General features: G+C 66.3%; 13 protein-coding genes. 8 read left to right on the top strand and 5 right to left on the bottom strand.

Annotation, left to right across the window (positions count from 1 at the left end):
- Nucleotides 1-109: 109 nt before the first annotated feature.
- Nucleotides 110-487 (top strand): DUF2784 domain-containing protein, encoded by a 378-nt coding sequence (locus tag M2D63_RS02120; RefSeq protein ID WP_285861136.1) that lies wholly within the window; start codon nucleotides 110-112, stop codon nucleotides 485-487.
- Between the two features lie 3 nt (nucleotides 488-490).
- On the opposite strand, the gene tam is transcribed toward M2D63_RS02120, so the two are convergent.
- Nucleotides 491-1,255 carry a trans-aconitate 2-methyltransferase gene (tam, locus tag M2D63_RS02115; RefSeq protein WP_285861107.1) on the bottom strand — a complete coding sequence of 255 codons (765 nt, stop codon included), beginning with the start codon at nucleotides 1,253-1,255 and terminating at the stop codon, nucleotides 491-493.
- A 129-nt stretch (nucleotides 1,256-1,384) separates the two neighbouring features.
- A complete protein-coding gene (locus M2D63_RS02110) occupies nucleotides 1,385-2,329 on the bottom strand; it encodes a LysR family transcriptional regulator (protein ID WP_285861106.1) in 945 nt (314 codons plus the stop codon).
- A 91-nt stretch (nucleotides 2,330-2,420) separates the two neighbouring features.
- Here M2D63_RS02110 and M2D63_RS02105 point away from each other — a divergent pair, with 91 nt between their 5' ends.
- The 6 genes from M2D63_RS02105 (at nucleotide 2,421) to M2D63_RS02080 (ending at nucleotide 8,573) form a co-directional block, all read left to right on the top strand.
- Nucleotides 2,421-3,473, top strand: a complete 1,053-nt coding sequence (locus M2D63_RS02105) for a Gfo/Idh/MocA family protein (RefSeq protein ID WP_285861105.1) — start codon at nucleotides 2,421-2,423, stop codon at nucleotides 3,471-3,473.
- Nucleotides 3,474-3,515: 42 nt separating this feature from the next.
- Entirely contained in the window at nucleotides 3,516-4,910 is a 1,395-nt protein-coding gene (locus tag M2D63_RS02100) for an MFS transporter (protein WP_285861104.1), read from the top strand.
- The gene (gene aroQ / locus M2D63_RS02095; RefSeq protein WP_285861102.1) at nucleotides 4,907-5,362 is read left to right on the top strand and encodes a type II 3-dehydroquinate dehydratase; all 456 of its coding nucleotides are present in this window, start codon (nucleotides 4,907-4,909) and stop codon (nucleotides 5,360-5,362) included. Before M2D63_RS02100 ends, aroQ begins: the two co-directional genes overlap by 4 nt.
- On the top strand, nucleotides 5,359-6,522 hold the full coding sequence (locus M2D63_RS02090; RefSeq protein WP_285861100.1) for a Gfo/Idh/MocA family protein: 1,164 nt from the start codon (nucleotides 5,359-5,361) through the stop codon (nucleotides 6,520-6,522). Before aroQ ends, M2D63_RS02090 begins: the two co-directional genes overlap by 4 nt.
- Nucleotides 6,523-6,619: 97 nt before the next feature.
- Nucleotides 6,620-7,435 carry a carbon-nitrogen hydrolase family protein gene (locus M2D63_RS02085; protein ID WP_285861099.1) on the top strand — a complete coding sequence of 272 codons (816 nt, stop codon included), beginning with the start codon at nucleotides 6,620-6,622 and terminating at the stop codon, nucleotides 7,433-7,435.
- A 34-nt stretch (nucleotides 7,436-7,469) separates the two neighbouring features.
- The gene (locus M2D63_RS02080) at nucleotides 7,470-8,573 is read left to right on the top strand and encodes a polyamine ABC transporter substrate-binding protein (RefSeq protein ID WP_285861097.1); all 1,104 of its coding nucleotides are present in this window, start codon (nucleotides 7,470-7,472) and stop codon (nucleotides 8,571-8,573) included.
- Between the two features lie 6 nt (nucleotides 8,574-8,579).
- Here M2D63_RS02080 and M2D63_RS02075 read toward each other — a convergent pair whose 3' ends face one another.
- Nucleotides 8,580-9,134, bottom strand: a complete 555-nt coding sequence (locus M2D63_RS02075; RefSeq protein WP_285861096.1) for a DUF4174 domain-containing protein — start codon at nucleotides 9,132-9,134, stop codon at nucleotides 8,580-8,582.
- A gap of 174 nt (nucleotides 9,135-9,308) precedes the next feature.
- Between M2D63_RS02075 and M2D63_RS02070 the strand changes: the two genes are divergently transcribed.
- The gene (locus M2D63_RS02070; RefSeq protein WP_285861094.1) at nucleotides 9,309-9,809 is read left to right on the top strand and encodes a DUF1772 domain-containing protein; all 501 of its coding nucleotides are present in this window, start codon (nucleotides 9,309-9,311) and stop codon (nucleotides 9,807-9,809) included.
- Nucleotides 9,810-9,913: 104 nt separating this feature from the next.
- Here M2D63_RS02070 and M2D63_RS02065 read toward each other — a convergent pair whose 3' ends face one another.
- Nucleotides 9,914-12,301, bottom strand: a complete 2,388-nt coding sequence (locus tag M2D63_RS02065; protein ID WP_285861093.1) for a DNA polymerase II — start codon at nucleotides 12,299-12,301, stop codon at nucleotides 9,914-9,916.
- Nucleotides 12,294-13,214 (bottom strand): LysR substrate-binding domain-containing protein, encoded by a 921-nt coding sequence (locus M2D63_RS02060; RefSeq protein ID WP_285861092.1) that lies wholly within the window; start codon nucleotides 13,212-13,214, stop codon nucleotides 12,294-12,296. The genes M2D63_RS02065 and M2D63_RS02060 overlap by 8 nt, the downstream gene beginning before the upstream one ends.
- Nucleotides 13,215-13,239: the final 25 nt, after the last annotated feature.

Genomic DNA, 13,239 nt, shown 5'->3' with positions numbered 1-13,239 from the left:
TGGCCAGGCGACGAGGGCGCCCTCCCTCGTCGCCTGGCCCCCGACGCCTGGGCGAACACCTCTATCATGGTGCGTAGCGATCGTGCGCAACCACGGGAACGAGGTCGACATGCTCTATCGCCTGGGTGCCGACGGCCTGGTGCTGTTTCACTTGCTGTTCATTGTCTTCGTGCTGCTGGGCGGGCTGTTGACGCTCAAGTGGCGCGCCGCCCTGTGGTGGCATCTGCCGGCGCTGTGCTGGGGCATCGCCGTGGAGTTCCTGCACCTGCCCTGCCCGCTCACCGACTGGGAAAACCACCTGCGTCATGCCGCAGGCCTTGCCGGCTACCAGGGCGGTTTCATCGAGCACTACGTCTGGCCGATCATCTACCCTGCCGGGCTGACCCCGGGCATCCAGTGGCTGCTGGGGTCAGTGGTGGTGCTGGTCAACGCCGTGGTTTACCTGCGGGTGCTGCGCCAGCGCCCGCATCACCCGGCCAGCGGTTGACCCTCAACGGCTGGCGACGATGAACAGGCGCGGGAACGGCAGCAGCACCCTGCCATCGGCGGCCGGCGGGTAGGCCTGTGCCATGGCCTGCAGGTAATGCTGCAGGAAGTCTGCCTGCTCATCGGCGTCCAGCGCCGCCAGGAAGGGGCGCAGCGCCGAGCCCTTGAACCATTCCACCACCGCCTGCGCCCCGCCCATCAACGGGTGGTAATAGGTGGTGCGCCAGATATCGACCTGGCGGCAATGGGGGCTGAGCACATCGTAGTAGTAGCTGGCGGTGTGCCGTGGCGGGTGGCGGACCGCGCCGATCTTGTCGGCCCAGGGGCCCTTGCTGGCGATTTCGCGGGCCTGGCGGTGGGCCGGCTCGTCGAGGTTGTCGGGCATCTGCACCGCCAGGCTACCGCCCTGGTTCAACTGCCGGACCAGGTGCGGGAACAACAGCGCGTGATCGGGCACCCACTGCAGCGAGGCATTGGCCAGGATTACGTCGACGCCCTGGGGAGCGGACCAGGCGCCGATGTCCGCCAGGCTGAAGTCGATGTCCGGCAGGCGCTGGCGCGCGGCGTCGAGCATGTCCTGGGAGCTGTCGAGGCCGCGTACCAAAGCCTGCGGATAACGCTCGGCCAGCGCCTGGGTGGAGTTGCCCGGGCCACAGCCCAGGTCGACGGCGCAGGTAATCGACCCCGGCGGCAACGCCGCCAGCAGGTCGCGCACCGGCCGGGTGCGTTCGTTCTCGAAGGTGCTGTACTGCGCCGCTGACCAGGTCATGGCGGGGTCCTTGTTTGCCAGTGAGAGGCTAACTATAGATCCATTGCTGTCGTGGTAGGAGCGGGCTTGCCCCGCGATTGCGAGTTACCCGTCCCTTCGCATCGCGGGACAAGCCCGCTCCTACAGGGGCTAGCCGCCCACCGCCAGTGCATAGGGCCCCTGGGCCAGTTGCTCGCGCAGGAACGCTACGCAACTGCGCACCTTGGCCGAACTTGCCGAACGCGCTGCCGTCACCGCCCAGACATCCGCCGGCTGGTGATAGGCCGGCAGCACCCGCACCAGCGAGCCATCGGCCAGATTGCCGTAGACGTCCCAGTACGAGGCCATGATGATGCCGTGGCCGTCCAGCGCCCACTGACGGACGATATCGCTGTGGTTGGCGGCCATGGGCCCGGTGACTTTTACCGTTTCGGCGCCCCCGGGCCCGACCAGGCGCCAGACCCCGAAGCGATCGTCACGGCTGCGAAACAGCAGGCAATCCTGCTGCGCGAGTTCCGCCGGCACCCGCACCGGGCCGCGCCGGGCCAGGTAGTCGGGGGCGGCGGCCAGCACCCGCTTGCTCTCGGCAATGCGGTGGGCGATCAGGTGCTTCTCCTGCACTTCGCCGACGCGGATATCGATATCGAAGTTCTCGCCGATCAGGTCCACCCGCCGGTCCAACAGCTCCAGCCAGATATCCAGGGTCGGATGCCGCCGGCGCAGCAGCGACAGGATCGGCGCGATGTGCTCCCGGCCCAGGCGCAGGCTGGTGCTGATGCGCAAGGTGCCGCGGGGCTCGCTCTGCGCGCCGGACAATGACTCGAACATCGACTCGACGTTCTCGAGGATTTTCTGCGCCCAGATGAACGCCGCCTCGCCATCGCTGGTGATGTTCACCCGTCGCGTGGTGCGGTTGAACAACTTGACCCCCAGCAGGGTTTCCAGGGTGGCGATGCGCTTGCTGACATGGGCCGGCGACAGCCCGGTCTCGCTGGCCGCGGCGATGAAGCTCGAACGCCGGGCCACTTCGCAGAACAGCTGCAGGTCGCGCAGCAGGGGCTCATTATTCGCTACGAGCGCATTCTGATTCTTCATTTGGCCCGATTATCTCCCCTGGGTTTTTTATTAGCCTCTCACAAAACCGCCGTCGCGGTCTGCCTTGTCCAACAAGAACAATGAGAGCGCCATGACTACCCTACGCATCGCCGTCGCCGGTGCCGGCCTGATCGGCCGCCGGCACATCGAACTGATCCAGGCCAGCAACGCCTGCCAACTCTGCGCCCTGGTCGACCCGGCCCCTGCTGCCGCAGCGCTCGCCGCCGCAGCCGGTGTGCCGTTGTACACCTCGCTGGCGCAGTTGTTCGCCGCCCGGCAAGTGGACGGGGTGATCCTCGCCACCCCCAACCAGTTGCATGTCGAAGGTGCCCTGGCCTGCGTGGAGCAAGGCGTTGCGGCGCTGATCGAAAAGCCGGTGGCCCACACGCTGGAGGAAGGCAAGCGCCTGCTGGCCATCGCCGAGCAACGCGGCGCACGGCTGCTGGTGGGGCATCACCGGGCCCACAGTGCGATCCTTGAAAAAGCCCGCGAACTGATCGCCGAAGGCCTGCTGGGCAATCTGGTGGCGGTGATGGGCAGCGCCCTGTTCTACAAGCCCAATGATTATTTCGACGCCGCACCCTGGCGCCGCCAGGCCGGTGGCGGACCGGTGCTGATCAACATGATCCACGAGATCGGCAACCTGCGTTCACTGTGCGGCGAAATCGTCGCCGTACAGGCCCAGGCCTCCAGCGCCACCCGTGGCTTTGCCGTGGAAGACAGCGTGGCCATCAGCCTGCGCTTCGCCAGCGGCGCCCTGGGTACCTTCCTGCTCTCGGACACCGCCGCCTGCGCCCGCAGCTGGGAGCAGACCGCCCGGGAGAACCTCGACTACCCCAGCTATGCCGACGAGGACTGCTACGTGATCGCCGGCACCCGCGGCTCCTTGTCGATCCCGAGCATGCGCCTGAAGTACTACGAGCAGGACCAGGACCGCTCCTGGTGGAAACCCTTCAACACCGCCGTCGCCCCCCTGGACCAGGCCGACCCGCTGCAACGCCAGCTGGCGCATTTCTGCGACGTGATCCAGGGCCGTGCCGAGCCGCTGGTCACGGTCCGCGACGGCCTGCGCAACCTGCAGATCGTCGAGGCTATCAGCCAGGCCGCGCAGAGTGGCGAGATCGTGCTCACCGAATCGCTGTGACACCCGCTTCACCTCCATAACAACAACAAACGGAGACACCCCATGGCCATCCATCCCGATGGGCTGCATGCCACCCGGCAAACGAAAAAAGCCACCGCCAGCGGTTGGGTCGGTTCGGCGCTCGAGTACTACGACTTCTTTATCTACGCCCAGGCCGCCGCGCTGATCTTTCCCCAGGTGTTCTTTCCGTCTACTGACCCGCGGGTGGCGATCATCGCTTCGCTGGCCACCTACGGCGTGGGCTACCTGGCGCGCCCGGTCGGGGCCTTCTTCCTCGGCCACTGGGGCGACACCCGCGGGCGCAAGAACGTACTGCTGCTGTGCATGTTCCTCATGGGCCTGGCCACGGTCGCCGTGGGCCTGCTGCCCACCTACAGCCAGATCGGCTACTGGGCCCCGGCCCTGCTGGTGGTGCTGCGCCTGATCCAGGGCTTTGCCGTGGCCGGGGAAATTGCCGGGGCCAGCTCGATGATCCTCGAACATGCGCCACCGGGGCGCCGCGGCTTCTTCGCCAGCTTCACCCTGCAAGGGGTGCAGGCCGGCCAGGTGCTGGCCGCGGCAATCTTCCTGCCGCTGGCCTACTTCATGCCCGAAGACGCGTTCAACAGCTGGGGCTGGCGGATTCCCTTCCTGCTCAGCGCCGCCGTGCTGATCGCCGCCTTCATCATCCGCCGCGAAGTCGAGGAACCCGAAGCCTTCACCCGCAAGGCCGGCCATACCCAGCGCCAACGCTCGCCGATCAAGGACGCCTTCAAGTACAGCTGGCGCGGCATGCTGGTGGTGCTGGGGGTGTCGCTGATGAACGTGATTCCGGTGGTGACCACCGTGTTCGGCGCTGCCTACGCGGTGCAGCCGGCCTATGGCGTGGGCTTCGACAAGAGCGTGTACCTGTGGATTCCGGTGGTCGGCAATATCGTCGCGGTGCTGGTGATTCCCTTTGTCGGCAACCTCTCCGACCGTATCGGTCGCCGCCCCTTGATCATCGGCGCTGCCCTGGGCTGCGGGTTGATGTCGTTCCTCTACCTGTACGCCATCAGCCTGCACAACCTGCCCCTGGCCTTCGCCGCCTCGCTGCTGATGTGGGGGATGATCTACCAGGGCTACAACGCGATCTTCCCGAGCTTCTTCCCCGAACAGTTCCAGACCCACTACCGGGTGTCGGCCATGGCCATCGCCCAGAACGTCGGCTACATGTTCACCGCCCTGCTGCCGGCGCTGTTCACCGCCGTGGCGCCACCGGGTTCGGGCAACGTGCCGCTTTTGATCGGCAGCATCACCTGCCTGGTCACCGCGATCTCGGCCATCGCCGCCTGGAGCGCCCCGGAAACCTACCGCACCCCCCTGGACCAGCTCGGCCGGCATGACGCCGTGGCCCTGGACAAACCTACCTATGACGCCCTGCGCGCCACTTCACTGACTGGAAACCTGCACCCATGACCACCCTGCTCGTACTCAACGGCCCCAACCTCAACATGCTCGGCCTGCGCCAACCCGAGGTCTATGGCCGCGAGACCCTGGCCGATGTCCAGGCCCTGTGCCAGTCGGCCGCCAGCCACCTGGACCTGACCCTGGAGTTCCAGCAGACCAACCACGAAGGCCAGATGATCGACTGGATTCACCAGGCCCGCGGCCGGGTCGCCGGCATTGTCATCAACCCCGGCGCCTGGACCCATACCTCGGTGGCCATCCACGACGCGCTGATCGCCGCCGAGGTACCGGTGATCGAAGTGCACATCTCCAACGTGCATCGCCGCGAAGCCTTCCGCCACCACTCCTACGTGTCGCTGGTGGCCAAGGCGGTGCTGGCCGGCTTCGGCACCCACGGCTATGTGCTGGCGATCGAACATTTCGCCCGCGAACTGGGCGCGCGACAAGGAGGTGCGGCATGAAGACCCTGGCCAACCCGGCGCAGCGCCTGCGCCTGGGCTTCGTCGGCGGCGGGCTGGAGTCGTCGATCGGCGCCACCCACCGCTACGCCGCCCACCTGGACGGTCACTTCGAACTGGTGGCCGGGGTGTTTGCCCGCGATCCGCAGCGCAACCTGGCGGCGGCCCAGGCCTATGGCGTAGCCCCCGAGCGCGCCTATGCCGACTTCCAGCAGATGGCCCGGGCCGAGGCCGATCGTCCCGATGGCATCCAGGCGGTGGCGATCATGGCGCCCAATGCTGTGCATGTGCCGGCCAGCCTGGCGTTCCTCGAACAGGGCATCGATGTGATCTGCGACAAGCCCCTGGCTACCAGCCTGGACGAGGCCCGGATCCTGCTTGACCGGGTCCGCCAGGGTCCGGCGCTGCAACTGCTGACCCACAACTACAGCGGCTACCCGATGGTCCGCGAGGCCCGCGAGCTGATCGCCCGCGGCGCCATTGGCGAGGTGCGCCTGGTGCAGGTCGAGCACGCCAGCGCCTTCGGCACCCATCCGCTGGAGCAGCAAGGGGTCAAGAGCCTGGCCTGGCGCACCGACCCCGAGCAGGCCGGCACCTCGTCGGTACTGGCCGACGTCGGGGTGCATGCGCATCAACTGCTGCGCTTTGTCACCGGCCTTGAGGTCAGCGAAGTCTCGGCGGAACTGAGCACCCTGGTGCCGGGCCGCCGTTCGGACGACAACGCCCACGTCAACCTGCGCCTGAACGGCGGCGCACGGGGCATGCTGTGGGCCAGCTTCGTGGCCGCGGGTCATCGCCATGGCTTGCAGATCCGCGTGTTCGGCTCCACTGGCTCGCTGTACTGGCATCAGGAAGAACCGGAACGCCTGGAGCTGCGTCATCAGGACCAGCCGCATCAGTGCCTGCGCCGGGGCGAAGCCTGGCTCGGCGAGGCGGCAAAACAGGCGACGCGGATCAAGGCCGGCCAGCCCGAAGGTCTGCTCGAAGCCTTCGCCAACCTCTACAGCGACGCCGCCGAACTGATCCGCGCACGCCGCGAGCAACGCCCGGCCGCACCACTGGCCCAGCAATGCCCGACGGCAGAAGACGGCCTGCGCGGCATGGCCTTCATCGATGCCTGCGTACGCTCGGACCGGGACCAGGGCCGCTGGACCCCGGTGTGACCAGCGTCATTACCCATTGAGGGTTACTCCATCGCTGTGATGTGCGGCCCGCCCCGGGCCGCGCATACTCGGTTCCACACCTGCACAAGGAGCCGCGATGAAGATCGAACTCGTACAGCTGGAGGGCCGCGACGGCGATACCGCCTACAACCTCCAGCGCACCCTGGATGCCATTGCCACCTGCAAGGCCGACACCGACCTGCTGGTGTTTCCGGAAACCCAGCTGATGGGTTTTGCCAATGCCGAACAATTGCCCCATGTCGCCGAACCCCTCCACGGCCCCAGCCTTGAGGCGGTCCGGCAAGCCGTGCGCGAACAGGATGTGGCGGTGGTGGTCGGCCTGGCCGAACGGGACGGCGAGCACTTCTACAACACCTCGGTGCTGCTCACCCCGGACGGCATCGCCCTGCGCTACCGCAAGACCCACCTGTGGCCATCGGAGCGCGGCCTGTTCCAGGCCGGCGATCGCTTCGCCACCACGACCTGGAAAGGCCTGCGCATCGGCCTGCTGATCTGCTACGACATCGAACTGCCGGAAACCAGTCGGGCGCTGGCGCAACTGGGCGTCGACCTGATCATCGTCAGCAACGGCAACATGGACCCCTACGGCCCGGTACACCGCACCGCGATCATGGCCCGCGCCCAGGAGAACCAGGCCTTTGCCCTGATGGTCAATCGCGTCGGTGCAGGCAGCGACGGGCTGGTGTTCGCCGGCGGCAGCGCCGTGGTCGATCCCTGCGGACGGATGCTGTTCGAAGCCGGACGCGAGCCGTGCCGCCAGCAGGTCGAACTGGACCCTGGACAGCTCGCCCTGGCTCGCCGCGACTACGACTACCTGCAGGATCGGCGCCTGCACTTGCCGGGCACACAAATCGACCACGGCAATGGCCTGCGCGAACTGTTGATCCCCTAGCGGCACCTACAACGACAAGAACCGGAGTGCGCCCATGAAGTCGATCCGCTGCTTACCCCTGGCCCTGGCTGCATTGCTGGGCACTACAGGCCTTGAGGCCGGTGAAAGTGCCACCGCCAGCGTGCATATCTACAACTGGTACGACTACATCGCCCCGGACACCCCCCGGCAGTTCCAGCAGGCATCGGGCATCGCTCCGGTGTATGACGTGTTCGACAACAGCGACGTGATGCAGAGCAAGCTGATGGCCGGGCGCAGTGGCTACGACGTGGTGTTCGCCAGCGGCGACCTGCTGCCCAACCTGATCAAGGCCGGGGTGCTGGCCGAGCTCGATCGCAGCCAGTTGCCCAACTTCCCCCACCTGGACCCGCAGATGCTCGCCAAGCTGCAGGGCAATGACCCCGGCAACCGCTACGCCGCGCCCTACCTGTGGGGCACCACCGGCATCGGCTATGACCAGGACAAGGTCAAGGCGCTGCTGGGCGAGCAGGCACCGGTGGACTCCTGGGCGCTGATCTTCGACGAGGCCAACCTGGCCAGGTTGAGCGAATGCGGGGTGGCGATGCTCGATGCGCCCAACGAGATCATCCCCATCGCCCTGCACTACCTGGGCCTGCCGTACAACAGCAAGAACCCGGACGACTACCGCAAGGCCGAAGCGTTGCTGCTCAAGCTGCGCCCGCACATTCGCTACTTCGACTCCTCGCGCTTCATCTCCGACCTTGCCAATGGCAACGTCTGCGTCGTGCTGGGCTGGTCGGGTGGCGTATTCGAGGCCAGGCTCAGTGCCGAGAACGCCGGCAATGGCCGGCAGATCCGCTACAGCATTCCCCGCGAAGGGGCGCCGTTGTGGCAGGAGAACATGGTACTGCTCAAGGATGCACCCAACCCGCAACAGGGCCTTGCCTTCATCAACTACATGCTCAAGCCCGAGGTGATCGCCGCGTCGAGCAACTACCTGGGCTACCCCAATGCCAACAAGGATGCGACCGGACTGGTCGAGGCGCGGATTCGCGACAACCCCATGGTGTACCCGCCGCAGGCGGTGCTCGACACCCTGTTTGCCCTCGAACCGCTGCCCCTGAAGCTGGAGCGGCTGCGTACCCGGGTGTGGAGCACGGTCAGGACCGGTGGCTGAGCCGGGTCAGTCTTCCAGCGGCTTGGGGGGCGCAGCCGGCTTGGCGGGTTTGGCCGGCTTGGCCGGTTTGCCATCCTTGCCCGGCTTGGCCTCCGCTACCGGCGCGGCGGTGACTACCGGGGGTGGAGTCACCGCTTTTTCGGCGGCCGGCAGCTCATCCACGGCCTTGAAGATCGACTCGGGTTCCACCGTGCCGTCATGTTTGATTTCATGCCGCTCGCCATCCTTGCCCACCAGGATCACCTGGGTGCCGGTACGCGCGCCCAGCTTGAGTTCGCGGATCAGGGCCATGGTGGTCTGCTGCTCGAGGTTCTTGTCGTCACGCTTGCCGACCATCCCGGCCACGCTGTAGAGCACCAGGTTGCGTTCATCGAAGGCCTTCTTGGTGGCCGGATCTTTCAGGGCTTCGTTGAGGCCGCGCAAGGTCGGGTCGGCGGTACTGGGGGCGATGATGATCAAGGGGCGGGACTTGTACAGGTCCTGGGTCAGGGGGGCGTCGTCGGCGAGGACGGGGCCGGCAATGGCCAGCAAGGTGGCGAGGGTCAATGACCGGACGAGCATGCGCATCTCCTTCAAATTCCATGCATCAAAGACTACAGATCGCGACGAAAGATCCGAGGTGCGAGCCTAAACTACAGGACGAATTCCGTGGACAAGTCAAAGGTAACTTCCGATTTCCATGTAAGGCCTTTGAGGCATCCAGAACAGGCTGACATCTGAATCTGAGGATAGACCATGAGTGTCATCGATACCCTGCTGTTGCTGCTGATCCTGGCCACGGCGCTGGGCTGCGGATTGATGGGCGGGCTGTTCTTCGCCTTCTCCAACTTCGTCATGACCGCCCTTGAACGCATCCCGGAACACAGTGCGGTCGCGGCCATGCAGTCGATCAACAAGGTGGTGCTCAACCGGCTGTTCCTGGCGTTGTTCCTGGGTACCGCACTCACCAGCGTGGCGCTGCTGGCCTGGGCCTACCAGCGCTGGCCGTTGCCGGGCAGCCTGTGCATGGCGATCGGCAGTGCCTTGTACCTGGCCGGCAATATTGTGGTGACGATGCTGTTCAACGTGCCGAAGAACCAGGCCCTGGCCCGCCTCGACCCGGTAAGCCCGGAAGCGGCAGCGGCCTGGCATCGCTATGTGCCGGGCTGGAACCGCTGGAACCACGTGCGCACGGTGACAGCCCTGGCGGCGGCCGCGTGGCTGATGCTGGCGTTGTGGTTGGTCCGCGAGGCGTAACGGCTGGAAGCCATCGCTTAACGCTGTTCGTAGGAGCGGGCTTGTCCCGCGATGACCAGGTCACTGACGAACCGCGATCGCGGGTCAAGCCCGCTCCTACAGGCTCAGAACAACCCGAGCTGCCGGTCGATCAGGGCGGTGAAGTCGTCCTGCACGAAGGGCAGGATCGCATCGGCCACCGGCTGCAATTGCCGGGTCAGGTAGTGGTCGTAGTCGATCGCCGAATGCCGGGTCTCCAATGGTTCGGGGCCGGCCACGGTGATCACGTAGCTGATCCAGCCACCGTTCTGGTATTGCCGTGGACGGCCCTGGCGATCGTTGAACTCATCGGCCAGGCGCGCCGCCCGTACATGGGGCGGGACGTTGCGCTGGTAGTCGGCCAGAGGCCTGCGCAGGCGCTTGCGGTAGATCAGCAGTTCATCCTGCTCGCCGGCCAGGGTCTTGCGAACGTACTCGCGCAGGTAGGCCTGGTAGGGCTGGCGCCGGAAGATGCGCTCGTACAGGTCCTGCTGGAACTGCCGGGCCAGCGGCGACCAGTCGGTGCGCACGCTTTCGAGCCCCTTGAAGACCATCTCCTCTCGCCCGTCGTCGCGCTGGACCAACCCGGCATAGCGCTTCTTGCTGCCCTCCTCGGCACCGCGGATGGTCGGCATCAGGAAGCGTTTGTAGTGGGTCTCGTACTGCAGCTCCAAGGCGCTCTCCAGCGCGAAGGTGTCGCCCAGGTGCTCGCGCCACCATTGGTTGACCTGCGCAACCAGGCGCCGGCCGATGGCGGCGGCATCTGCTTCGTCGTGGGCGCTCTTCAACCAGACGAAGGTGGAGTCGGTGTCGCCGTAGATCACCGCATAGCCTTGGGCCTCGATCAGTTCGCGGGTCTGGCGCATGATCTGGTGCCCACGCAGGGTGATGGACGACGCCAGGCGTGGATCGAAGAACCGGCAGCCACTGGAACCGAGCACGCCGTAGAAGGCATTCATGATGATCTTCAGCGCCTGGGACAAGGGCGCATTGTGCTCGCGCTTGGCCGCCTCGCGGCCCTGCCAGACCCGCTCGACGATCGCCGGCAGGCAATGCCGGGTGCGCGAGAAGCGCGCCCCGCGAAAGCCCGCCACCGAGGTGTCGTCACCCGGTTCGCGCAAGCCTTCGACCAGGCCCAGCGGGTCGATCAGGAAGGTGCGGATGATCGAGGGGTACAGGCTCTTGTAGTCGAGCACCAGCACCGACTCGTACAAGCCCGGCCGCGAGTCCATGACGAAGCCACCCGGGCTGGCCTCTTCCGGGCGCTCGCCCTGGTTTGGCGCAACGAAGCCCTGGCGATGCATCAAGGGCATGTACAGGTGACAGAACGCCGCCACCGAGCCACCGCTGCGATCGGCCGGCAAGCCGGTGACCGTGGCCCGCTCCAGCAAGAAATCGAGGATCTCGGTACGGGCGAAAATCCGCGTAACCAGTTCGCAGTCCTTGAGGTTGTAGCGGGCCAGCGCCGGTTTGTCTTCGGCGAACATGCGGTTGATTTCATCCATGCGCTGGTACGGCGTGTCGATCGACTTGCCTTCGCCCAGCAGGGTCTGGGCGACATTTTCCAGGCTGAACGAGGGAAAGCTCCAGGTCGCCGAGCGCAGGGCCTCGATGCCGTCGATGATCAGGCGGCCGGCGGCACCGGCAAAGAAATGCGCACGGCTGCCGTGCTCGCGCCACTCCATCGTCTCGCCACCACGCCCCAGGCGAAGCGGCACCTGCAACTGCTGGGCGTGGGCCTGCAGAATGCGCAGGTCGAACTGCACCAGGTTCCAGCCGATGATTGCATCGGGGTCGTGCAGGGCCAGCCAGTCGTTCAGGCGTTCGAGCAGTTGCGCGCGGCTGTCGCAGTAGTCCAGGTCGAAATCGATCCCTCCAGGGTCGCCGTTGGCCGGGCCGAGCATGTACACCTGGCGCTGCCCGCACCCCTCCAGGGCAATGGAATACAGCTCGCCGCGTTCGGTGGTCTCGATGTCCAGCGACACCAGCTTCAGGGTCGGACGATAGTCGGGGGCCGGCTTGAGCTGGGCCTCGCACAGCACGCCGTCGTTGTCCGGCGTGCCGGTGAAACTGACCGGCGCGGTGATGAACCGCTCCATCAGGTAGCGCTCGGGTGGCCGCACATCGGCCTCATAGACCTGCACCCCGGCGGCGCGCAAGCGCTTGTCGAGTTGTATCAGTTGCCGGTGCTGGCGGCAGTACAGCCCCAGCACCGGACGTTGCTCGAAGTCACGCAACTCAAGCGCACGCAGCGCTACACCGCGCTCACCGCGCAGCAATGCCCGGGCCTGCTCGCCATGGGCAGCGGGAATGAACGCCACCGAGGTCTGCACAGGCAGGCGCAGACGCCGGGGGCCCTGGTCGGTGGCCAGCCAGAACTCGACGCAGGTGCCGCTCGGGGTATCGCGCCAGTGCCGGGTCAGGACAAAGCCCTGCTGGACCTGCGGCGCATCTGCCTGGGTGCTATTAGTCATACAAATAGTCAACGCCCTGCTGCGGCAGGCAAGGCACCCGACTGGCCAGGAATTCACCCAGTGCCCGTACCTGGTGGGCCTGGGGCGCTGTCCTTGGCCAGACCAGGTAATAACCTTCGCCGGTCGCCACGGCCTGGGGAAACGGCATCACCAACTGGCCGCCATCGAGTTCGCCGTGGGCCAGCAGCAGGTCGACCACCGCCACACCCGCTCCTTGCTGGGCCGCGGACATGCCCTGGTCGAGGGAGTCGAACACCTGGCCACGGTCCAGTGCCACCTGGGTGGCCTGCAAGCGGGTCAGCCAGCGCCGCCAGTCGCGCCGGTCCGGTGAGGGGTGCAGCAGTTCATGGCGGTTGAGCGCATCGAGGCCCTGCGCGCTCGCAACGCCATGGGCCGGGCTGCAGACCGGCACCAGCCACTCGTCAAACAGCTTGAGGCTGTCGACATCGGCGGCAAAGCGTCCATCGGCCAGCAGGATCGCGGCATCGAAGGGTTCGCTGTAGAAGTCCACGCGATCGACGTCCATCCACACGCTGGACAGTTGCACGCGGCTGGGTGAAGGCGTCTGGCGAAACTCGCCCAGCACCTTGAGCAGCCAGCGCACGGTCAGGGTCGAGGGGGCCTTGAGGCGAATGTCCTGGCGGTCCTTCTTCAGCAGGCCGCAGGCGTTTTCAATGATCTTGAAGCCGACCTTCAACTCCTGGGCCAGCAGGCGCCCAGGCTCGGTCAGTGACAGCTTGGGCCCGCGACGCTCGAACAAGGCGCAGTCGAACAGGCCCTCGAGGGTCTTGATGTGGTGGCTGATGGCGCCCTGGGTGAGCACCAGTTCCTCGGCGGCACGGGTGAACGAGCCATAGCGCGCCGCCACCTCGAAGGCCCGCAGGGCCTGCAGGGCAGGAATTCGTTCGGACATGGCCGGCCTCAAGCATGAGTCAAAC

The organism is Pseudomonas sp. BJa5 (assembly GCF_030272875.2).
In the GTDB taxonomy this organism is placed as follows: Bacteria; Pseudomonadota; Gammaproteobacteria; order Pseudomonadales; family Pseudomonadaceae; genus Aquipseudomonas.
Note: the sequence above shows the minus strand (reverse complement) of the source record. Positions and strands in the feature narration are given on the sequence as shown.